Raw genomic sequence first — 20,385 nt, forward strand, 5'->3', positions numbered from 1 at the left:
AAGTCCTTACCTCATGGCCCAGAATCCCCGTATCCTCGTCGACGCATCGAGCTTTCTCTACCGGGCCTTTCATGCCCTGCCCGATCTGCGCGCCCCCGACAACCTTCCCACTGGTGCCATCTACGGAGTCGCCAACATGCTGCGGCGCCTGCAGCGGGAATATCCCGAGGGCGAAATCATCGTAATTTTCGATGCCCCAGGGCCGACCTTTCGCGACGACATCTACGCCGACTACAAGGCACAGCGGCCGGCAATGCCAACCGAGTTGCAGGCGCAAGTCCCGCTGCTGCTGGAATGGATCGAGGCCCTGGGCCTACCCCTGTTGCGAGTGGAAGGGGTCGAGGCCGACGACGTCATCGGTACCTTGGCGGCGCAGACCGCTCCCGAGCGTCCCTTGCTGATCGTTAGCGGCGACAAGGACTTGGCGCAGCTCGTGGACGGGCGCACGCAGATCATCGACACCATGAAAAATACCGTTCTCGATGCCGCCGGGGTGCAGGAGAAATTTGGCGTGGCACCGGCGCAGATAGCCGATTATCTGGCCCTGGTGGGTGACAAAGTCGACAATATCCCGGGCGTGCCCGGCGCTGGCGCCAAGACCGTAGCCAAATGGCTGGCGCAGTATGGCAGCCTCGAGAATCTCCTCGCCCATGCCGAGGAAGTGCCGGGCAAGGTGGGTGAGGCCCTGCGCGCCAGTCGCGATTTTTTGCCACGCAGCCTCGACTTGGCACGCATCCGTTGCGATCTCGAGCTGCCGGAGCAAGACTACCGCCGCCGTCCCCCAAACAATGCCGCCCTCCTCGCCCTGGCCGAGCGCCTGGGCTTTAGTAGCTGGCGACGGGAATTTGCGGCGAACCTTGACGACCCTCCAGCCGCGGGCGCTGATCCCATCGATCGCCAGCGGTATCGCCTCATCAACACCCTCGAGGCCCTAGACGATCTGTGCAAGCGTCTACAGGCCGCGGCTGTGGTGGCCATCGATACCGAAACCACGGCCCTGTCGCCCCACGATGCCGATTTGGTGGGTATCTCCTTGGCTTGGTACGAAGGCACGGAGCTGCAGGCGGTGTATGTTCCCGTGGGTCATGCCGAGGGCGAGCAACTGCCCAAGGCCACGGTTCTGGCTCGTCTGCAGCCTTGGCTGGTGTCGGGGGCGGCCAAAGTCGCGCAGAATGCCAAGTTCGATTGGCAGGTCTTTTGGGGGCAGGGAATCTACCCGCAAGGCTTGCTGCGCGATACCCTCCTCGAGAGCTATGTGCTCGATTCCAATGGCCCCCACGACCTCGACCATCTGGCCGAGCGCTTTTTGCAGCACGAAAACATCCGCTACGAGGATCTGGTCGGCAAGGGCAAGAATCAGCGCAGTTTTGCCAGCGTGCCCCTGGCCGATGCCTTGCCCTACGCGGCGGAGGATGCCGAGGTTTGCTTGCGTCTCGATCGCGAGCTCTGGCCGCGCCTCGAAGCGGACGAGGCCCTGCAGCGCGTCTTTCGCGAGATCGAGATGCCTCTGGTGCCGGTGCTGGCGCGCATGGAGTGGAGCGGGGTGAAGATCGACCGCGGCCAGCTCGAGGCCCTGAGTGCTGAACTGGCGGCGGCGATGCGCGAGCAGGAAGAGGCCGCCTATGCCTTGGCCGGGCAGGAGTTCAATCTGGCTTCTCCCCGGCAGATTCAGGAGATCCTCTTCGACAAGATGCAGCTGCCCAGTCAGAAAAAGACCAAGGGCGGCCAGGCCTCCACCGACGAAGATAGCCTCGATCAACTGCGTGCCTACTCCCCTTTACCGGGGATAATTCTCGAGTACCGGGGTTTGGCCAAGCTGCGCAATACCTATACCGATGCCCTGCCGCAGATGATCCACCCGCGCACCGGTCGGGTACATACCCACTATCGGCAGGCGGTAGCGGCTACGGGGCGACTGTCGTCGAGCGATCCCAACCTCCAGAATATCCCCATTCGCAGCGAGCAAGGACGCCGCATTCGCGCCGCCTTCGTGGCGGAGGAAGGCAATCTGCTGCTCAGTGCCGATTATTCCCAGATCGAGTTGCGCATCATGGCGCATCTCTCCCGGGATCCCGGTCTTCTTGCCGCCTTTGCGGCCGGCGCCGACATCCACCGTGCTACCGCCGCCGAGGTCTTCGAGGTACCTCTCGAGGCCGTCGATGCCGAGCAGCGGCGGGCGGCCAAGGCGATCAACTTTGGTCTCATCTACGGGCAGACCGTCTTTGGGCTGGCGCAGCAGCTCGGCGTTGATCAGGGTCGTGCCCGCGCCTACATGCAGCGTTACTTCGAGCGTTATCCGGGGGTGGCGGAGTACATGGAGCGTACGCGCGCCGAGGCCCGCCAGCGCGGTTATGTAGAAACCCTCTTTGGCCGCCGCCTCTACGTGCCCGAGATCCAGTCCCGCAATCTCGCCCGCCGCGCCTATGCCGAGCGGGCGGCAATCAACGCACCAATGCAGGGAACGGCAGCGGACTTGATCAAGAAGGCGATGATTGCCGTGGATGCTTGGCTCGAGGAAAACCCCAAGCAACGCGGGCGGATGATCCTCCAGGTACACGACGAGTTGATCCTCGAAGTGCCGGCGGCGGCCCTGGATGCGGCGCGCGCGGCCCTACGCGAGCGGATGGAGGGAGTGGCCAGGCTTGCAGTGCCCCTCGAGGTGAGTATGGGTTGGGGCTCCTCCTGGGCGGAGGCCCACGCCTAGGCGCGATTGCTGCTGTGGAACATCTGCAGGATGGCGTCGCTGCTCAGCTCCTCGCCGCTCAGCGCCATGGCCAGGACTTCGCCGCCGATGACCTGGGGAGCGATGATCATATCGGGCTTTACCCGTTGTACGCGCTTGAGATTTTTGCTGTCGTTGACGGCCGCGACGGTCTTGGCGGGGCCTTGTAGTTCGCGCACGGCCAACACAATGAAGGCATTTTCCGAGTCGTCGGCGCGCAGGGCGAGAACCGCAGCCGCCGCGCCAACCTGGGCCTCGTTGAGGACGTCGGTATCGCTGGCATCACCAATGATCACGTCTTCGGCCTGGAAGTAGGTGTCGTCGGGCTGGCGTAGCAGAATGACACGCACCGTCTGCCCGCGTTGCTTGAACTCGCGGTAACTGTTGCGGGCCAGCGGTGTGTCACCAACGATAACGTAATGATTTTGCAGGCTCATCTCCCGGTCTCCTGACAAGGACAGAAAAAATTGAACTTTACTTCAATCTGTAGACTCAAAGGGGGGTAGTTTTTCCCGGACTTCACCTCCCTGTCCGGGATGGGAGTCCTCTCCTCCCTTTGAGGACTCACTATTGTTCCCCGCTTCCGGCGGGGGACTTTTTTTCAGCCAACAAGCGAGTTTTTCCTGTAACTCCGCCAAGCCATCGCCATCCTTGGCCGAGAAGAGCTGTGCCGTGCTGCCTTCCATTTCGCCGGCACGCAGCAGTTGCAGCAGGGTTTGCCGGGCGGCACCGCGGGAGAGTTTGTCGGCCTTGTTGAGCAGCACATGTACCGGGCGTTGGCAGTGGGCGGCAAAGCGCAGGAGATCGCAATCGAAAGGCATGAGCGGGTGGCGAACGTCCATGACCAGGATCAGGCCCTGCAGACTCTGGCGACTGCGTAAATAGTTGCTGAGTAAATCGCCCCACTGTTGGCGCATCGCCTCCGGGACCTTGGCGTAGCCGTAGCCCGGCAGGTCGACCAGTCGCTGCGCAGGCGTACCGAGGGTGAAAAAATTGAGGGCTTGGGTGCGACCTGGGGTACGACTCACCCGTGCCAGGGCGCGCTGCCCACAAACGCGGTTGAGGACCGAGGACTTGCCAACATTGGAGCGGCCGGCCATGGCCACTTCGGCACCGCTGTCGGCGGGGAGTTGGCCGCTGCGGGTCACGCTCAACAAATATTCCGCCTGACGGAGCGCCGCTAAGGGCGGATTCTTGCTGGGAAGATGCTGCTTGGTACGTTCCATGCTTGCAGCATAGCCGTGGCGTCGCCCGGCTGGCAATTCTCGAGCAAGGGGGTAGACTGCCAGCAGACAAAGGGAGGTGGTGGTTGCAGACCGATACGATGGTTCGGCCTGCGCAGTCGACTCGGCTGCGCCTGTTGGCGAGTTTCTTGGGTTCCATGCGCTTGGCGGTGAGCCTGCTCGTGCTCTTGGCCATTGCCTCGATCATCGGCACGATACTCAGTCAGCAGCAGCCCTACGAAAACTATCAGCTGCAGTTTGGCAGCTTTTGGTTTCAGGTTTTTCGCGATCTTGGTCTCTACAATGTCTATCGTACCCTCTGGTATACCGGCATCGTGGCCTTTTTGGTTCTCTCCACGGCCACCTGCGTTACCCGCAACAGCCCGCGCATGCTGCGCGACATGCGCGCCTTGCCGGTGCGCCAAAAGCGTTCGGCCATCCGCGGGCAGGAGCATTTTTTTAGCCAAGATACGGCGCTGACTGCCGACGAGATGGTCTCTCGGCTGACGGCCTTGCTCCGCCGGGCGGGCTTTCGTCCGCGCTTGGAACAGGACGGCGATACGGTCTATGTGGCTGCCCGCAAGGGGCGTTTTCACCGCCTGGGCTACTTTCTCACCCATCTAGCGATTATCCTCATTTGCGCTGCCGCTCTCTACAATGCCGACATTCCGGTAAAATGGGCGGAGTGGACCGGAACCCTGCGCCCGGCCACCAACTTCGACCTGCCTCTGGGGGAAATCCCCAAATCGGCATGGATGCCCGAGAACAACCCCGCCTACCGCGGCATCATCACCCTGCCCGAGGGGCAAACCGCCAATGCCGTCTTCGAGCTGGCGGGCAATGGCTATCTGGTCCAGCCCTTGCCCTTTCGCATTCATCTGCGCGCTTTTCATGTGCGCTACTATTCCACCGGCATGCCGCGGGATTTCGTCTCCGACGTCGTCCTCTACAGCCCTTCCGGCAAGGTGCTGAAGAGCGGCAGCATTCGCGTCAACCACCCGATGGCCTACGATGGGGTGGAAATCTACCAATCGAGTTTTAGCGATGGCGGCTCGCTGCTGCATTTGCAGAGCTACCTGCTGGGCATGCCCGCCGCGCATCCGGGTATGCTCAGCGGTCGGGTGGGGCAGACCTTGCAGGCCGGGAATTCCGGCTACTCGGTACAGCTCAAGGATTTTTCGCTCTACAACGTGCTGCCGAGATCGGCCTTGGGCGAAAAACCCGATCCCCAGCATCCCATGGTCAACCTGGGGCCGAGCTATGTGTACATCGTCCACGATCCGCACGGCGGCGCGGCGGAGTTCAAGACCTACATGAACCCCATTTACCGCGCCGGACAGGGGTATTTTGTGCAGGGATACCGGCAGAGTCTGGGGGCGGAGTACCAATACGTCTACCTGCCTGTCGGGCCCAATGGTGGTGTCGCGCTCTTCCTCGATTACTTGGCTGCCCTGCAAGTGGCTGCACGGGGTGGAGCGCAAGCCTCTCCGGAGATTTTTCAACAAATCTTCCAGATGCTGTTGCACCAGGAAAATGTCACCATGTCGGCCGCGGAGCAGGGGCGTTTCGTGCAGGCGAGCCTCGATGCCCTGACGCAGATGCGAGATTACCCAGCACCCTTCCTTTTGCACCTGCAATCCTTCGACCACCGCTGGGCGGCGGGGCTACAGGTGACCAAGTGGCCCGGTACCGTGCCCATCTATTGGGGCTGTGTGGCCTTGGTACTCGGCATTTTCATCTTGTTTTATCTGCCCCAAAAGCGGGTTTGGGCACTGGTGGAAAAGAATGGTACGGGCGCAAGGCTGGAGTTAGGGGCCAGCGCCGACCGTAACAAAGGTGAGTTTGCTCGAGAGTTTGCCGCCTGGGAGCGGCTACTGCGAGACTCGGCGAGCAAACACTGAGGGATCGGAAGAGAGGAGCGTAGATCATGGCAGAAAATATCGAATCCTGGGCCAAGGAACTGCCCATTGCCTATCAGCGGCGTTCTTTGGGCGAAAACCTGCGGCGCGAGGCGCTTTGGGTCACTGGCCTCAGCGCCGCGGCGCTCTACATCCTGGCCCAGTGGGGGGCGCAGTTTGGCTACTGGCAGTACGTGGTACTCGCCTCTTGGTATGTGGCGCTTCTGCTGGGTGGCATGGCCTGGCGGCCGCTGCAGTGGACGGTGCTGGCCACGGCCCTGCCAGCCCTGGCGGCGGTCTGGCTTTATGCTCACGGGCAAACGCCCGCCAACGATTGGCTGCTGCGCTATGTCTTGCAAGGAGTGGCAGCGGTACTGTGGATGTCGGCATTTTTACTCTTCGCTACCCTTGCCTACCTCGTGCATGCCTGGACGGGGCAGGCAGCCATTGGTCGCTGGGCAACGCGGCTGACCTGGGCAGGGGTGATCTTTGGCTTCATTGGCCTGGGCGTACGCTGGCGCGAGACGTATCTGGGCCACCCGAGTTGGGGGCACATTCCTGTCAGCAATCTCTGGGAAGTTTTCGTCCTGTTCTGTGCCAGCACCTCCCTTTTTTATCTCTACTACGAGAGTAAGGCGGAAAATCGCAGCCTTGGTGCCTTCGTTATGCCCCTGGTGGCGGCAGCGGTAGGGTTTCTCTTGTGGCTGACCCTAGTCCAGCACATGGATCAGATCGAGCCCCTCATCCCCGCCCTGCAAAGCTTCTGGATGAAGCTGCACGTGCCGATGATGTTTGTCGGTTATGCCAATTTTACCGTCGCCAGCCTCATTGGTCTCGCCTACCTACTGGGTAACTGGTCGACCCGCCACGGCGGTGCGCTGGCCGCACGCCTGCCGTCGCCGGAACAGATGGACGAGGTGATGTACCGTGCCATCGCCCTCGGCTTTCTTTTCTTTACCGTGGCGACCATCCTCGGCGCGGTTTGGGCGGCGCGGGCCTGGGGTGGCTTTTGGTCTTGGGATCCCAAAGAAACCTGGGCCCTGATCGTTTGGCTCAACTACGCGGGCTACCTGCATGCTCGGGTGGTCAAGGGTTGGCGCGGCAACAGCATGGCTTGGTGGTCTTTTCTGAGCTTGTGGGTAGTGAGTTTCTGCTTCCTTGGTGTCAACCTCTTCCTTTCTGGTCTGCACTCCTACGGCAAACTCTGAGTCGATTGGCGGCGGGCAAAGAAGCGGGTAAAGAAGAGTAGATAGAGGGCCTGCAGGCTGGCACCCAAGTAGAAAGGCCAGCTCAACGTGCCGGCGGCAAAGAAGAGACCGGCAATGGCCGGACCGATGGCGCGGGGCGCCTGGATGCTGAGGCTGTTTACCGTAGCGGCGAGGCCGCGATGTGGCGCCGCGACGATTCCCAAAAAGAGGGCTTGGCGGTTACCGATGCTGCCTTGGTTCATTGCCGAACGCAGAATATAGGCAAGCATCGCCCAGGCAAAAGTGGGGGCCAGGGGAATCGCCAGGAGCATCAGCAAACCCAGGAGGCGCAGGCCCAAGACCGTCCCCAGCATGCCAAAACGGGCATTGAGGCGGATGCTGAAGAGCGAACTTGCCGCTGCAGTACAAAAGGCTAGGGCCATGCCGGGGCCGATGAGGGCGGCGCCGACATGAAAGCGCAGATGCATCCAGTAGGCGAGCAGCGGGCCGATGAGGCCAATGCCCAGACCGTTCAGGCTATTGATGCCGCCAAGAATGAGCAAGGAACGCCAGGGCTTGCGAGGGTTGGCGTCGATTTCTGCTGTGGCCTCTTCCTCGCTTTGTGCGCTTGCCGGCTCGGTGCTGGTAAAGAGCAACCAGAGGCTGAACAAGGCGCCGCCAAGAACGAGCAAAAACAGGGCACGATAGCCGCTTTGTTCGGGTAGAGCTGGCGCAAGAAGCCCCGGCAGGGCGGCGAGGGCCGCGCCCATCCCCATCCCCAAGAGGCCGATGGCGGTATTGAGGGGCAGCACCCGCCCCCAAATTTCCTGCGGCACCAAGCGCGACAGCCAGGCCTGCTCGGCTGGCGCAAAGGGCCCGGCAGCGCCGTTGGCGCCGCGGCCAAAGGAACCGAGTACCGCGGCAAGGCCAAGGACGAGGGCATTGCTGCTACTCAGGGCCAATACGGCGGCGAGGACCTGTACCCCTTCATAAGCCAACAGAAATCGGCGTGCCCCAAAGCGATCGCTGGCTGGCCCAACCAAGAGGGTTGCCAGCCCACCCAGCAGCAGGCTTACGGAATACAGGGTACCGATGGCCACCGCCGACCAGTGCAGGCTGTGTAGATAGAGAGCGAAGTCGACCACCAGCGCCCCCTGCCCCAGGCTGCGGGCGCCGCGAATGGCCAGCAAACGTTTGGCGCTGGCCGAGAGCTTGGTGGATAGCAAGGGTATTGACGGGCCCGGTGGTGCTGCGCTCACAGGGCTAGCGGCGGGGTGATGCGGCGGTTCTGCTGGTCGACGTAAACCACTTGCGGCTGCAAGCCGCGCGCTTCCTGCGGGCTGATTTGCACGTAGCTGGCGATGATGAGCAGGTCGCCAATCGCCACCCGCCGCGCCGCGGCACCGTTGACGGAAATACAGCCGGAGTCAGGGGCCGCGCTGATGGCATAGGTAGTGAAGCGGTCGCCATTGTTGACGTTGTAAATCTGGATCTGCTCATAGGGCAGGATACCTGCGGCCTCGAGGAGGGCGGCATCGATGGCGCAGGAGCCCTCATAATCGAGTTCGACGGCGGTCACCCGCACCCGATGCAGCTTGCTCTTCAGTAGGGTCAAGAACATCACTGCTCCTTGGAGTCTCGGGAATGATGCCGGCGCGCGAGGCGATTCACCCCCAAAGCAACGACCAAAAGCAGCACTGGTGTGCCGATCATGATGATGATTTCTCCCCAGAAACTCAGCATTGCAACGCCCTCCCCCTGACCATTGCTGGCGTAGTGTAGCGCGCGGCGGCAGGGCGGGGAATCGCGAGGTCGTCCCGGCAGTGCTAGACTAGCACCCAATAACCCACCCGGAAGGATTTCCATGGCGCAATACGTCTTCACCATGAACCGTTTGAGCAAGATCGTGCCGCCCAAGCGCGTCTTGCTCAAGGATATCTCCCTGTCGTTCTTCCCTGGTGCCAAGATCGGTGTCCTTGGCCTCAACGGCGCGGGTAAATCGACCCTGCTCAAGATCATGGCCGGTGTCGACACCCAGTACGAGGGCGAGGCCACAGCCATGCCGGGGATCAAGATCGGCTATCTCCCCCAGGAGCCGCAGCTGGACCCGGAAAAGACCGTGCGCGAGGCGGTAGAAGAGGGTCTGGGAGAAATTCTCAGTGCGCGGGCTGCCCTCGATGCCGTCTACGCCGCCTATGCCGAGCCGGATGCGGATTTCGATGCCCTCGCCAGCGAACAGGCGCGCCTCGAGGCGATTCTCGCGGCGGGGGATGGGCACCAAGCGGAACAGCAGATGGAAGTGGCCGCCGACGCCCTACGTCTGGCCCCTTGGGATGCCAAGGTCGGTACCCTTTCTGGCGGCGAGCGGCGGCGCATTGCCCTGTGCCGCTTGCTCATTAGTCGTCCCGACATGCTTCTCCTCGACGAACCCACCAACCATCTCGACGCCGAGTCGGTGGAGTGGCTGGAGCAATATCTACAGCGTTTTCCCGGCACGGTGGTAGCGGTGACCCATGATCGCTACTTCCTCGACAATGCCGCGGAATGGATTCTCGAGCTCGACCGCGGCCAAGGGATTCCCTGGAAGGGAAATTATTCGTCATGGCTGGAGCAAAAGGAAAAGCGCCTGGAACAGGAAGCGCGCAGTGAGGCCTCGCGGATCAAGGCCATGAAGCAAGAGCTGGAATGGGTGCGCCAGAGCGCTCGCGGGCGCCAGAGCAAGAGCAAGGCCCGCCTCGCCCGCTTCGAGGAACTGAGCTCTTACGAGTACCAAGCGCGCAACGAAACCCAGGAAATCTTCATTCCGGTGGCCGAGCGCCTGGGAAATGAGGTGATCGAGTTCGACGGAGTTAGCAAGGGGTTTGGCGACCGCTTGCTCTTCGAGAACCTCAGCTTTCGGATTCCGCCCGGGGCCATCGTGGGCATCATCGGCCCCAACGGGGCTGGAAAGTCCACCTTCTTCAAGCTCATCATTGGGCAGGAGCAGCCGGACAGTGGCACGGTAAAGGTCGGACCAACGGTGCAGCTTGCCTATGTCGATCAGTCCCGCGACGCCCTGGCGGCCAAGAAAAATGTCTGGGAAGAAATTTCTGGCGGTCTCGACATCCTGCAAATCGGCAAATTCGAGATTCCTTCCCGGGCCTACTGCGGCCGCTTCAACTTCAAGGGCGCCGACCAGCAGAAGCTGGTGGGACAACTCTCCGGTGGTGAGCGAGGTCGCCTGCATTTGGCTAAGACCCTGCTCAGTGGCGGCAATGTCCTCCTCCTCGATGAGCCTTCCAACGATCTGGATGTCGAAACCCTGCGCGCCCTCGAAGATGCCCTCCTCGAGTTTGCCGGTACGGTGTTGGTGATCTCTCATGACCGCTGGTTTCTCGATCGTATTGCCACCCACATCATCGCCTTTGAGGGCGATGCCCACGTCGAGTTCTTCACCGGCAACTATCGCGAGTACGAGGAAGACAAGCGCCGTCGACTCGGCGAGGAGGCGGCACGGCCGCACCGACTGCGCTATAAGCCCATCGCCCGCTGAGTTTTGCTTTTAGTACAGACTGGTTGGTATGATTGGACGGAGTTCCATTCCCAGGAGAAGTTCGCATGGATGTTCTGAGTGCCGTTCAACGCCGTCGCGCCGCCAAGTCTTTCGACCCCCAACACCAGATGCCTGCCGCGGTCCGTCAGCAGCTGCTCGAAAATGCCGCCCTTGCCCCCAGTGCCTACAACATTCAGCATTGGCGCATCGTCGACGTGCAGGATCCGCAACTGCGCCAGGCCATCCGCGAGGTAGCCTGGGGGCAGGCCCAGGTCACCGATGCCTCCCTGCTTCTCGTTCTCTGTGCCGACCTCGATGCCTGGCAGGAACAGCCGCAGCGCTACTGGGCCACGGCGCCGCAGCCAGTACAGGACTTTTTATTGCCCAAGCTCGACGAATACTACCGCGGCAAGCCCGAAGTGGCGCGTGATGAAGCCATGCGCAGTTTGGGGATTGTGGGTATGACCTTGATGCTCCTGGCTCAGGACCTCGGCTACGACAGCTGCCCCATGGATGGCTTCGACTTCGATGCCGTCGCGCGCTTGATCCGGTTGCCGGCAAATCACGCCATTGGCTACATGGTGGCGATCGGCAAGGGGCAGGACAATGCCTGGGAGCGCAACCGCTTACCCGTTTCCGACTGGTTGATCGAAAACCACTTCTAAGGCGGGCCGCTTCTGGATTTGTGCCTCGCTTTGCGGCAGACTCTGAGGCCATGTACGCCACCGCCTCAAAACTGCCGCCATGGCCCAGATCCTCGTAATCCACGGACCCAATCTCAATCTTTTGGGGCGCCGGGAGCCGCAGCACTACGGCAGTCGTAGTCTCGCACAGATCGATGCCGCTCTCGCCGAGCGGGCGCGGGGCTGGGGCTGGCAGCTGCGCAGCGTACAGAGCAATGCCGAGCACGTGCTCATCGATACCGTGCAGGCGGCGCCGGAGCAGGGGGTGGATTTCATCATCATCAACCCCGCCGCCTTCACCCATACCAGCGTCGCCCTGCGCGATGCCTTGAGTGCGGTCGCCATCCCCTTCATCGAAGTGCATCTCTCCAACATTCACGCGCGGGAACCCTTCCGGCGTCATTCCTATTTTTCCGATTTGGCGCAGGGCGTTATCGCCGGCCTCGGGGCGGAGGGATACCTTCTCGCCCTGGAGGCGGTACACCGCCGCCTTTCGGTTTGAAGAAAAGCAAAGGAATACAGCATGGATATTCAATTTATTCGCCGTCTGGCCGACCTGCTCGAAAAGAGCGCCCTCGACGAGATCGAGGTGGTCGAAGGCGAGAGCAAGGTGCGTATCACCCGCCATCGGCCGGCGCCAGTGCAGCAGCACTACACCCTCCCTGCCGCTGCGCCCCAGCCGGTTGCGGTAGCCGCTGCGCCAGCGAGCGAGGCCCCAGCCGCCGAGCCTGCGCAACCCGAAGGCTACATGATCAAATCGCCCATGGTCGGCACCTTCTACCGCGCTTCCTCTCCCGAGGCGCCACCCTTCGTGGAAGAAGGCAGCACGGTCAAGGCCGGGCAGACCCTCTGCATCATCGAGGCGATGAAGCTGCTCAACGAAATCGAGGCCGACGTCAGCGGCAAGATCCTCAAGATCCTCGTCGGTAACGGCGAACCCGTCGAGTACGGCGAGCCCCTCTTTATTATTGCCCCCGAGTCCTGAGCAATGTTTGGCAAGATTCTCATTGCCAATCGTGGCGAGATTGCCCTGCGGGTACAGCGGGCCTGCCGCGAGTTGGGCATTCGTACCGTTGCCGTCCATTCCGAGCCCGATCGCGACCTTATGCATGTCAAACTGGCGGATGAGTCGGTGTGCATTGGGCCCGCGCCTTCGGACAAAAGCTACCTGAACATCCCGGCAGTGATTGCCGCGGCCGAGGTAACCGACGCCGAAGCCATCCACCCTGGTTTTGGCTTCCTTTCCGAGAATGCCGACTTTGCCGAGCGCGTCGAGCGCAGCGGCTTTGTCTTTATTGGCCCGCGCCCGGAAAGCATTCGCATGATGGGCGACAAGATTGCCGCCAAGACCGCCATGCGTAAGGCCGGAGTACCTTGTGTGCCGGGCTCCGATGGCCCTATCCCGGAAGACCCCGCCGAAATTCAGCGCTTGGCGCGGGAAATTGGCTACCCCGTCATCCTCAAGGCGGCGGGCGGTGGCGGTGGGCGCGGGATGCGGGTGGTGCATACCGAGGCGCACCTGCTCAATGCCGTCGCGTTGACCACCGCCGAGGCCGAGCGTGCCTTTGGCAACCCCGCCTTGTACATGGAAAAGTTTCTCGAAACGCCGCGCCACATCGAGTTTCAGGTGCTCTGCGACGGCTTCGGCAATGCCATTCACCTAGGAGAGCGCGACTGCTCGGTGCAGCGGCGGCACCAAAAGGTCATCGAGGAAGCGCCAGCGCCAGGCATCACGGCAGAACAGCGGCAGGCCATGGGCGCTGCCGTGGTCCAGGCGTGTAAAGACATCGGCTACCGTGGCGTGGGGACCTTCGAGTTTCTCTACGACGCCGGTACCTTCTTCTTCATCGAGATGAACACTCGCGTGCAGGTCGAGCATCCGGTAACGGAATTGATCACCGGGATCGACATCGTCAAGGCGCAGATTCGCGTGGCCGCCGGAGAACGACTTTGGCTGCGCCAGGAAGATGTGCAGTTCCGCGGCCATGCCATCGAATGTCGACTCAATGCCGAGGATCCCGAACGTTTTGTGCCCTCGCCGGGGCAGATCACCGCCTGGCACCCGCCCGGAGGGCCCGGAATCCGTGTCGACAGCCACGTCTACGCTGGCTACCGGGTGCCGCCCTACTACGACTCCATGATCGGCAAGCTGATCGCCAGCGGAGCCGATCGCAGCGAGGCCCTGGCGCGCATGCGCAGTGCCCTGCGGGAGATCAATATCGAGGGTATCCAGAGCAATATTGCCTTGCATCGTCGCGTTATCGACGACGCCCAGTTTGCTGCCGGCGGGGTCTCCATCCACTACCTGGAGGCCTTGCTCGAACGATGAACCCGGCTTGGTGGCAGCTGCGTCTTCTGGTTCCGGGTCGCGACCTCGCGGCAGTGGAGGAGGACTTGCTGGCCGCTGGTGCCGAGGCCATCACCTGGCTCGAAGATGACGATACCGCTCCAGTCTTTGTAGATGGCGAGTACTGGCCTTGGAATCGTGGCGAGGCCCTGTTTACCGCCACGGCGGCGGCACGGCAGCGCATCGATGCGCTACTCGCGCAAAAAGCCTGGCTGGAATACCAGCCCCAAGTCGAGGCGCTCGCCGAGCAAGACTGGGTGGCCCAGACCCAGGCCGCCTTTCCGGCGCAGCAATTTGGTCGCCTCTGGGTCGTGCCGCATTGGGCGGATGCGCCGGTCGATGCCCTGACCCTGCGTCTCGACCCAGGGCGTGCCTTCGGTACCGGCTCGCACGCCACCACTGCCCTCTGCCTCGAATTTTTGAGCGAGGCAATTCAGGGCGGCGAGACCGTTCTCGATTACGGCTGCGGCTCGGGCATCCTCGCCATTGCCGCGCTGCTCCTCGGCGCCAAGACGGCGCTGGGGGTCGATACCGACCCCGTCGCCCTCGAGGTGGCGCGTGAGAATGCAGAGCAGAATGGGGTTTCGTCGCAATTGTTCCTTGCCCTCCCCGAGGCCGAGAAAGAGCAAAGGTATCCTGTCGTGGTAGCCAATATCCTCGCTGCGCCGCTGGTAGACTTGGCGCCGCGCCTGGCGCGGCGGGTGCAGGCGGGCGGGAAGATCGCCCTGTCTGGACTGCTGGTGGAGCAGGAGCCCTTGCTGCTGGCCGCTTATGCACCCTATTTTTCTCTGCGACCGGCCCAAAGAAGGGACGGTTGGTCATTGCTGGTGGGCGAACGTTTCGTGGGAGAAGAAAATGGAAGTCCAATGTCCACGTTGTGAATCGACCTTTGCGGTAGACCCTGCCGTGCTGCGTGCGCATCAGGGGGCTTTGCAGTGTAGTGTCTGCGGCGAGGTGTTTCGAGTGCCGGTGGCGGGGCCAGCATTGAGCAAATCCCTGGACTCCTCCCCACCCCGAAACGGCGGCCTGGGACGCTGGTTTCTCATGGCCGTTATCCTCATCCTGGTCTTGGTGTTGATCGTGCAGGTGCTGTGGTGGACGCGCAGTTACGCCTATCTGGCAAGCGCCGCGCCGGTACGCAGTTTTCTGCTGCAGTCGGCCCAGCGTTTGGGGGTGACCATGCCTTGGCCTGGTCCCAATGCAGAAATCCACATCGGCCATAGTACCGTCACGCCCTTACCCAATCATCTGGCAGTGATTCGTGGCACCCTCGAGAATACTTCGGGTATGGTGCAGGCCTACCCGCAGATTCAAGTAGTTCTCAGTAATGCCTATGGGTCGACCGTGGCGACCCTGCAATTTGCCCCAAGTGCCTATTTGCCCAAAGGCATCCAACCCTCCGAGGGTTTCTCCCCTAGGAGCCGTGTCGATTTTGTTTTGCAGGGACCCGAGTTGCAGGCGGTGCCCGGATATCAAGTCACCATCCTGAGGCAGCCCTGATGGTCGAGCGCGAGCAAATGCCCAGCCTGCGCGAATGCGTCCATACCGAAGTGACGCGCTATTTTGCCGACCTCGGCGGTGAGGCTCCCCGCGAGCTGCATGCCAAGGTCATGGAAGAAGTCGAGCGCGCCTTGCTGGAGACGGTGTTGCAGCACAGCGAAGGCCGGCGCGGCGATGCTGCCCAGTGGTTGGGCATCAACCGCAATACCCTGAGCAAAAAGATCCAGCGTTACGGATTGGACGTCTGAACCAAGGCCTTACTCTGCCCGTCGCTGCCAGCTTCGGACTGAAAATGCTGGTAGTAGGCCAGGACCTTGGGCACGTAATTCTGCGTCTCCTGGAAGGGCGGAATATGGTAGCCCGCCTGCACTACCGCCTGACTACCGGCATTGTAGGCGGCGAGGGCCAAGCGCAAATCGCCGCTGAAACGATGCAACAGCTCCGCTAGGTAGGCTGCTCCGGCACGGATGTTTTGCTCGGGGCTGAAGGCATCCTGCACCCCAAAGCGGCTCGCCGTGGCGGGCATCAATTGCATCAGCCCCATCGCCCCTTTGCTGGATACCGCGCCGGGATTGAAGCCGGATTCGACGCGGATGACGGCATTGAGCAGTGCTGGGCTCAGTCCATATTGGGCTGCCGCCGCCTTGACCAGGGGTTGCAGAGACTTGCGCGCCGCTGGATTGAAATCTGCCCGCGCTAGCTGCGTCGGCATCCTCGGGGTGCGCATCACCAAGTGGTACTGCTGCTTGTGTTGGGGCAGATTGGTGAGGTGTATCACCCCATTACTGTCGGTGTACTCATAGATGTCTGCCTGAGCGGTTGTGGCCAGGGAGCAAGCCAGCACGGCGAGCAGGGGCAGACATCGGCGCTTCATTTGACGACTCGCAGGCTGGGGCGTTGTGGCTCGGTGGTCTGCCCCTTCTGTGCCTTGGGATCGGGGTCGACGGGCAGGGTGGGTTCGGGAAAGCCCATTCCCTCCTGGGTTTCCGCTGCATAGATCGCTACCACCGCCGCCATTGGCACGGAAATACGCCTTGCCACGCCGCCAAAGCGGGCCTGGAAATGGATCCAGGCATCTACCATCTGCAACCCATGCACTGCCGACGGCGAAAGGTCCAGCACGATACGACCATCGCGATCATAGCCCGGCGGAACCTCGACACCCGGATAGTCGACCTTGACCACGATGAACGGCGAGTAGCCTTGCGCCACACACCAAGCGTGGATGGCGTCCAGCAGAAAGGGTTTGGAAGACTCCGGCAACAACTGCATTCCCCTCTTCACGATGCACTCCTTCGCTAATTAGCACAGACCCGTCGCATGACAAGTTTTTCGGTCATGCGTAACGCCGCAATTATCCTATCAAAAGGATCTCCGGGTCGATTCCTTGCGGTTGTCCGGATAGATGCTGTGGAGTGCGAGAAGGAGAAATGGGCAACCGCCGCGCCAGTCGTGGCGACGGTTACCGGGGTACATACTATCGCGTTGCGTACGCGCGCTCAGACCGGGCGGCCACACTCGCCGCAGAACTTGTCGTTGGCAGACAACGCGGCGCCGCAGCCGCGGCAGAACGTGGGATGGGTTGCCACGGCACTGCTCGGGCTTGCGGGCTCTGTTGGCGGTACGGGATTTTCCGGGCGCGCAGCCGCGGCTCGCTGGGAGGCCTCGCGGGCTGCCTGACGCGCTTGCTCGGCTGCCTGACGAGTCCGCTCCGCCATTTTCGACATGCCGCTCATGACGCCATCCACAAACGCCGAGCCCTCCTCCGGGTCCACAATTTTGGTATTGAGGTCATAGAGATAGGCGAGCCCGAGCATGAGCACGTTGTTGGGAATGGCGACCACCAAGACGAGAAAGCAGGCGACGGTGAGCAAAGCGCTGATGGGGTAGAGATGGTCGTTGAAGGTGACATGGAACATATAGCCAAGGCTACTATCCGCCAAGCTTTCCATTCCAGCAGAGGCAAACGGATTGACCAGACTCTGCAGAAATTCGGTCACCACCCCATAGAGTTGCGGGCCAAGCAGGCCAACGTAACCGGACATCAACGCCAGGACATAGGCAGCCACGCCAAAGACGAGGAGCCCGATGAGGACAGCAAGAGCAGCAAGGCTCAAAAGCAGAAAGATTACCGGGCCCGGGCGTCGGCGGGCAACCGCGACTACATGGCGAAAGGCACCAGCAACGGTTTCGCCAAACCAGAGGGCCGGCCCAGTGAGGTTGAACATGACGAAAAACATCATGACCAACGCCACATTGGCAAGAAAGATGGCGGGGAAGATCAGTAGCGAGAGAAGCCCCCCGAGAACGGGGATGCGGCAAATTTCGACCAAGATGATTTCGACGATGATTACCGCAATTACCAACAAGTACTCGATGATAATGAGGCCGATGAAGCGCGGCAGGGTAAACAGGCCGAAACTGAGGCTTTGCACCAGGGAGGGCAGCGCCCGATCCTGCGCCACCGCGCTCAGAAAATGCCCAGCACCCAGATATCCGGCGCCGACAAGGATCATCAACAACAAGGCCCCGGCCAGCCCAGCGAAAATACTGTGGGTAGACGAGAGTAGACCAAACAGGGTAAGACCAATGAGGTAAGCCGTGCCAAAAATGGCAATGGGCTGCCAAAGGGTGAGACCCTGCAGCGATTTGCTGATAATACTAAAATCTAGGTTCGCGATATCGGTTTTCATGGTGGCGGCTCCTGCGCAGGATGTTCTATGGCAATCTTAGGTCAGACGGTGACCGCAATTGCCACAAAAAGCATCGCCCATGACGATCTCGTGGTGGCAATTTTGACAGCGATTCGCATCGCTCTGGATCGGTGTCGCCACTGGCGTTGCGAATGCCGCTTTACGATCCTCGGGTACTGCTACCTTGGCAGCAGGGCTAATGGCCGGCAGCGGGCGAGTATTCCGCTCTACCTGTACCAAAATCGGGACAATGACAGCCACGACAAAAATCATCAGCGCAAAAAGCGCCATGCCGAGATTCGCGATACGATCGATTCGTTCACGTCCGCGGTTACTTTCGGCGGTATTGATAGCATTGCTGTACTCGCCAAAATATTGTTGCGTGAGCAGATCGGCGGTAGACGGCTGCTGATTGAATAAGCCATTGCTGGTGGCCACGGCCTGAAAGACGCCTTCTTTTTTGGCGTAATCGATGCCGTTGCCAAGGTAGTCCTCCCAGCCAGAAACAAAGGCCGAGCGGTAATCTTTCGGTAACGCTGCCAAGCGATTGATGACTTGCTGTTCATTGGTTACCGAAATGTTGTATTTGGAAATGATCGAGATGATTTCTCGACCATATTCCTGACTCAGTTTCAGATTGACCTTTTGTTGCGCAACACTGGCTTGGTTAGTCGGTAGGTTTCCCAACAAGGCGGCACGCGCGGCAGAATCAAAGCGGGGAACATGGAAATTGCCCCGATTCGCCAAAGAACTGAGCGCAAAAATGATGGCAGCCACCAAAGCGAGAATTGCGACTACCAAGGAAACCCACTTGGCTAAAGAAAAAAGCCCGGAGCTCCAAGAAAACGGTCGAGCGTTCTGCAGCATATAATATTCCTTATATGGTTGGATGCCAGTGGCTCACTGACCCGATCCATTGATGGCCGGACGATTGGCTGCCGGCGGAACCATATTGGGGTTCTGCAGTTGCTCGAGGTTGTTGTTGACGGAATTGTTCTCATATTGCAGCGAACTGCCAGCGCTGGGTACGACGGTCGCATGCATGAGGTAATTATCAACCGCCTTGCGCTCGGTATTCATACGCATGCGCAAATCATCGTTGTGCAGGCAGCGCTGGGTGCTGATGCTACAGTCACTGGCGTAGCTGCTGCTGAGGTGAAAAAAGTTGACGGCCGCCTGCTTGGCCAGGGCAAAGCTCTGCTCTTGTGCGGGAGTGAGGCCGCCCACGGTCATGCCGGCGAATTGGCCGGCATAACTTGCTGCTTGGTTTTGCATCTGTCGCCAACAGCTCTGTTGACTGCCGTACCCCGAGCCCGCAGACAGAGAGCATTGCTCTAGCGAATTTTTCATGTTGCCCTTGGCGGCCTCCCAGGCGGTAACAAACTGGCGCGAGACGTTGATGCCCGCCTGCTTGACGCCCGCTTGGGCCTGGGCCTGCTGCATGGAGATGGGCATTGCCGGAACCTGGGTATTGTATTTTGCCGAGCAGCCGGCAAGTAGGCCCAGAGTGAGAATGGTCAGTGCACTCGTGGAGCGAGCGGAGCGAACAATACCTTGCATACAACCTCCAATTTTGCAGTAAAGATCAGTCATTTCCACCAAAGGGGGAGAGTAATTTTTTCATCTGCTCGGCAGTCAACCCATGTTGCTCGCCAGCTTCGCTAGGTGTCGAAGGCCGTTGTACTGGGTGTGGCAGCGCTGTTGCGGGCCTGGGATGGGGCGGCTGGACGACGGGTATTTTGACGACGGGTACTTTGACCACTGGGACACTTACCGTCGGCGCCGCTTGGGGTTTTGCCGCTGGCGCACTACTGAGTGCGGGGCTGCTTACGGGTGCCGCCACGGATTGGGTCGACGCCGTGGGCGCCGCTGCGGAAACTGCGCTGGCGGTAGATGCCGCCGGTGCTGCGGGCAACGCACTGCTGGTAGCGGCGGTGACCGCCGGAGAAGTCGCACGCGGGCGCAAAAAGAAATACGCAGCGGCAGCAGCAATCGCCAAAACGAGCGCTATGGCAACAATAATTCCAAGCTTTTTGCCCTGCCCGGTTTTTCGCGGCTCCACCGATTGACTGGGTTCGGCACCGGTGTTGGGAAGGATGCCTTTTCCACAGCTGCGACAAAACGCACCCGCACCAAAGACGGCGCCGCAGGTCTTGCAGAATTTTTCGTCGCCTGGAGCTGCTGCTAGCACCGCTGGCTGCGCTTCCTGCTGATCTCTGGGTGTGCTGAGGACTGGAGGCGGCACGGCGGCCGAGGGCTGCGGCTCGCGTGCCAAAGGTGGCGTTTCCGCTGCTGGAAAGGATGCGGCCGCAGCACCAGCGAAAACCTCTCGGAGATCCGCAGCCTGCTCGCTCTTTGCTGCTAGCTCCTCGGCAGCAGGCGGGGTTTGTAGGTCTGCGGCTTGGGGGGAAACGTCGGCCGGTTTTTCTGCTGAAGGTAATGATTCTCCCGGTAGCGTTGTCGGTTGGGCTTCTGGTGCCGCCGGGGCAAGCAGGGTATCCGTAGGGTCTGCGGCACTGGTCAGGGTCGGTGTGCTCTCGGTATTCGCTACTGGCACGGCAAGCACTGCTTCTTCTTCCGTAGTCTCTGGCGTTTGCGTG

The 20,385-nt window shown here is 61.0% G+C and carries 22 protein-coding genes; 11 read left to right on the forward strand and 11 right to left on the reverse strand.

Annotated elements, in window-relative coordinates:
- The first annotated feature begins 13 nt into the window (after window positions 1–13).
- Window positions 14–2,704: a DNA polymerase I gene (gene polA / locus RTI30_RS04455; RefSeq protein WP_312262409.1), complete on the forward strand. Its 2,691-nt coding sequence runs from the start codon at window positions 14–16 to the stop codon at window positions 2,702–2,704.
- Here polA and RTI30_RS04460 read toward each other — a convergent pair.
- Window positions 2,701–3,159, reverse strand: a complete 459-nt coding sequence (locus RTI30_RS04460) for an NAD-binding protein (protein ID WP_312262407.1) — start codon at window positions 3,157–3,159, stop codon at window positions 2,701–2,703. The two genes, polA and RTI30_RS04460, sit on opposite strands and share 4 nt — an antisense overlap.
- Before the next feature lie 42 nt (window positions 3,160–3,201).
- Complete coding sequence (gene yihA / locus RTI30_RS04465; RefSeq protein ID WP_312262405.1) at window positions 3,202–3,948, reverse strand: ribosome biogenesis GTP-binding protein YihA/YsxC; 747 nt, start codon at window positions 3,946–3,948, stop codon at window positions 3,202–3,204.
- An 83-nt stretch (window positions 3,949–4,031) separates the two neighbouring features.
- On the opposite strand from yihA, the gene RTI30_RS04470 reads away from it, so the two are divergent.
- Both RTI30_RS04470 and ccsB read left to right on the forward strand, forming a co-directional pair.
- Window positions 4,032–5,846 carry a cytochrome c biogenesis protein ResB gene (locus RTI30_RS04470; RefSeq protein WP_312262403.1) on the forward strand — a complete coding sequence of 605 codons (1,815 nt, stop codon included), beginning with the start codon at window positions 4,032–4,034 and terminating at the stop codon, window positions 5,844–5,846.
- A gap of 26 nt (window positions 5,847–5,872) precedes the next feature.
- Entirely contained in the window at window positions 5,873–7,051 is a 1,179-nt protein-coding gene (ccsB, locus tag RTI30_RS04475) for a c-type cytochrome biogenesis protein CcsB (protein ID WP_312262401.1), read from the forward strand.
- Here ccsB and RTI30_RS04480 read toward each other — a convergent pair.
- Genes RTI30_RS04480 through RTI30_RS04490 form a run of 3 tightly spaced genes read right to left on the reverse strand, consistent with a single transcriptional unit; the run spans window position 7,036 to window position 8,773 of the window.
- Window positions 7,036–8,289 carry an MFS transporter gene (locus RTI30_RS04480; RefSeq protein ID WP_312262399.1) on the reverse strand — a complete coding sequence of 418 codons (1,254 nt, stop codon included), beginning with the start codon at window positions 8,287–8,289 and terminating at the stop codon, window positions 7,036–7,038. The genes ccsB and RTI30_RS04480 overlap by 16 nt on opposite strands.
- Complete coding sequence (panD, locus tag RTI30_RS04485; RefSeq protein ID WP_312262397.1) at window positions 8,286–8,651, reverse strand: aspartate 1-decarboxylase; 366 nt, start codon at window positions 8,649–8,651, stop codon at window positions 8,286–8,288. The genes RTI30_RS04480 and panD overlap by 4 nt, the downstream gene beginning before the upstream one ends.
- Window positions 8,651–8,773: a hypothetical protein gene (locus tag RTI30_RS04490; RefSeq protein ID WP_312262395.1), complete on the reverse strand. Its 123-nt coding sequence runs from the start codon at window positions 8,771–8,773 to the stop codon at window positions 8,651–8,653. The genes panD and RTI30_RS04490 overlap by 1 nt, the downstream gene beginning before the upstream one ends.
- 121 nt (window positions 8,774–8,894) lie before the next feature.
- On the opposite strand from RTI30_RS04490, the gene ettA reads away from it, so the two are divergent.
- The 8 genes from ettA to RTI30_RS04530 all read left to right on the forward strand — a co-directional run bounded on the left by ettA (window position 8,895) and on the right by RTI30_RS04530 (window position 15,340).
- Window positions 8,895–10,562 (forward strand): energy-dependent translational throttle protein EttA, encoded by a 1,668-nt coding sequence (ettA, locus tag RTI30_RS04495; RefSeq protein WP_312262393.1) that lies wholly within the window; start codon window positions 8,895–8,897, stop codon window positions 10,560–10,562.
- A gap of 65 nt (window positions 10,563–10,627) precedes the next feature.
- On the forward strand, window positions 10,628–11,227 hold the full coding sequence (locus tag RTI30_RS04500) for a nitroreductase family protein (RefSeq protein ID WP_312262391.1): 600 nt from the start codon (window positions 10,628–10,630) through the stop codon (window positions 11,225–11,227).
- A gap of 79 nt (window positions 11,228–11,306) precedes the next feature.
- On the forward strand, window positions 11,307–11,747 hold the full coding sequence (gene aroQ / locus RTI30_RS04505; protein WP_312262389.1) for a type II 3-dehydroquinate dehydratase: 441 nt from the start codon (window positions 11,307–11,309) through the stop codon (window positions 11,745–11,747).
- A gap of 21 nt (window positions 11,748–11,768) precedes the next feature.
- On the forward strand, window positions 11,769–12,230 hold the full coding sequence (gene accB / locus RTI30_RS04510) for an acetyl-CoA carboxylase biotin carboxyl carrier protein (protein ID WP_312262387.1): 462 nt from the start codon (window positions 11,769–11,771) through the stop codon (window positions 12,228–12,230).
- Between the two features lie 3 nt (window positions 12,231–12,233).
- Window positions 12,234–13,574 (forward strand): acetyl-CoA carboxylase biotin carboxylase subunit, encoded by a 1,341-nt coding sequence (gene accC, locus RTI30_RS04515; RefSeq protein ID WP_312262385.1) that lies wholly within the window; start codon window positions 12,234–12,236, stop codon window positions 13,572–13,574.
- Window positions 13,571–14,473: a 50S ribosomal protein L11 methyltransferase gene (gene prmA / locus RTI30_RS04520; RefSeq protein WP_312262383.1), complete on the forward strand. Its 903-nt coding sequence runs from the start codon at window positions 13,571–13,573 to the stop codon at window positions 14,471–14,473. Before accC ends, prmA begins: the two co-directional genes overlap by 4 nt.
- Window positions 14,448–15,092 (forward strand): DUF3426 domain-containing protein, encoded by a 645-nt coding sequence (locus RTI30_RS04525; protein WP_312262382.1) that lies wholly within the window; start codon window positions 14,448–14,450, stop codon window positions 15,090–15,092. Before prmA ends, RTI30_RS04525 begins: the two co-directional genes overlap by 26 nt.
- Complete coding sequence (locus RTI30_RS04530; protein ID WP_312262380.1) at window positions 15,092–15,340, forward strand: helix-turn-helix domain-containing protein; 249 nt, start codon at window positions 15,092–15,094, stop codon at window positions 15,338–15,340. The genes RTI30_RS04525 and RTI30_RS04530 overlap by 1 nt, the downstream gene beginning before the upstream one ends.
- Here RTI30_RS04530 and RTI30_RS04535 read toward each other — a convergent pair.
- The 6 genes from RTI30_RS04535 to RTI30_RS04560 all read right to left on the reverse strand — a co-directional run.
- Entirely contained in the window at window positions 15,322–15,966 is a 645-nt protein-coding gene (locus RTI30_RS04535) for a transglycosylase SLT domain-containing protein (protein WP_312262378.1), read from the reverse strand. The genes RTI30_RS04530 and RTI30_RS04535 overlap by 19 nt on opposite strands.
- On the reverse strand, window positions 15,963–16,376 hold the full coding sequence (locus RTI30_RS04540; protein WP_312262377.1) for a ClpXP protease specificity-enhancing factor SspB: 414 nt from the start codon (window positions 16,374–16,376) through the stop codon (window positions 15,963–15,965). Before RTI30_RS04540 ends, RTI30_RS04535 begins: the two co-directional genes overlap by 4 nt.
- A gap of 215 nt (window positions 16,377–16,591) precedes the next feature.
- Window positions 16,592–17,785: a zinc ribbon domain-containing protein gene (locus RTI30_RS04545; RefSeq protein WP_312262375.1), complete on the reverse strand. Its 1,194-nt coding sequence runs from the start codon at window positions 17,783–17,785 to the stop codon at window positions 16,592–16,594.
- Between the two features lie 36 nt (window positions 17,786–17,821).
- Window positions 17,822–18,652, reverse strand: coding sequence for a zinc ribbon domain-containing protein (locus tag RTI30_RS04550; RefSeq protein ID WP_312262373.1), 831 nt, complete (start codon window positions 18,650–18,652; stop codon window positions 17,822–17,824).
- A gap of 33 nt (window positions 18,653–18,685) precedes the next feature.
- On the reverse strand, window positions 18,686–19,345 hold the full coding sequence (locus RTI30_RS04555; protein WP_312262371.1) for a hypothetical protein: 660 nt from the start codon (window positions 19,343–19,345) through the stop codon (window positions 18,686–18,688).
- 25 nt (window positions 19,346–19,370) lie between these two features.
- Window positions 19,371–20,385 (reverse strand): hypothetical protein (locus RTI30_RS04560; protein WP_312283382.1); only part of this gene is annotated, 1,015 nt, incomplete at its 5' end.

This window comes from Candidatus Igneacidithiobacillus taiwanensis (genome assembly GCF_031962545.1).
GTDB classification, from domain to species: domain Bacteria; phylum Pseudomonadota; class Gammaproteobacteria; order Acidithiobacillales; family Acidithiobacillaceae; genus Igneacidithiobacillus; species Igneacidithiobacillus taiwanensis.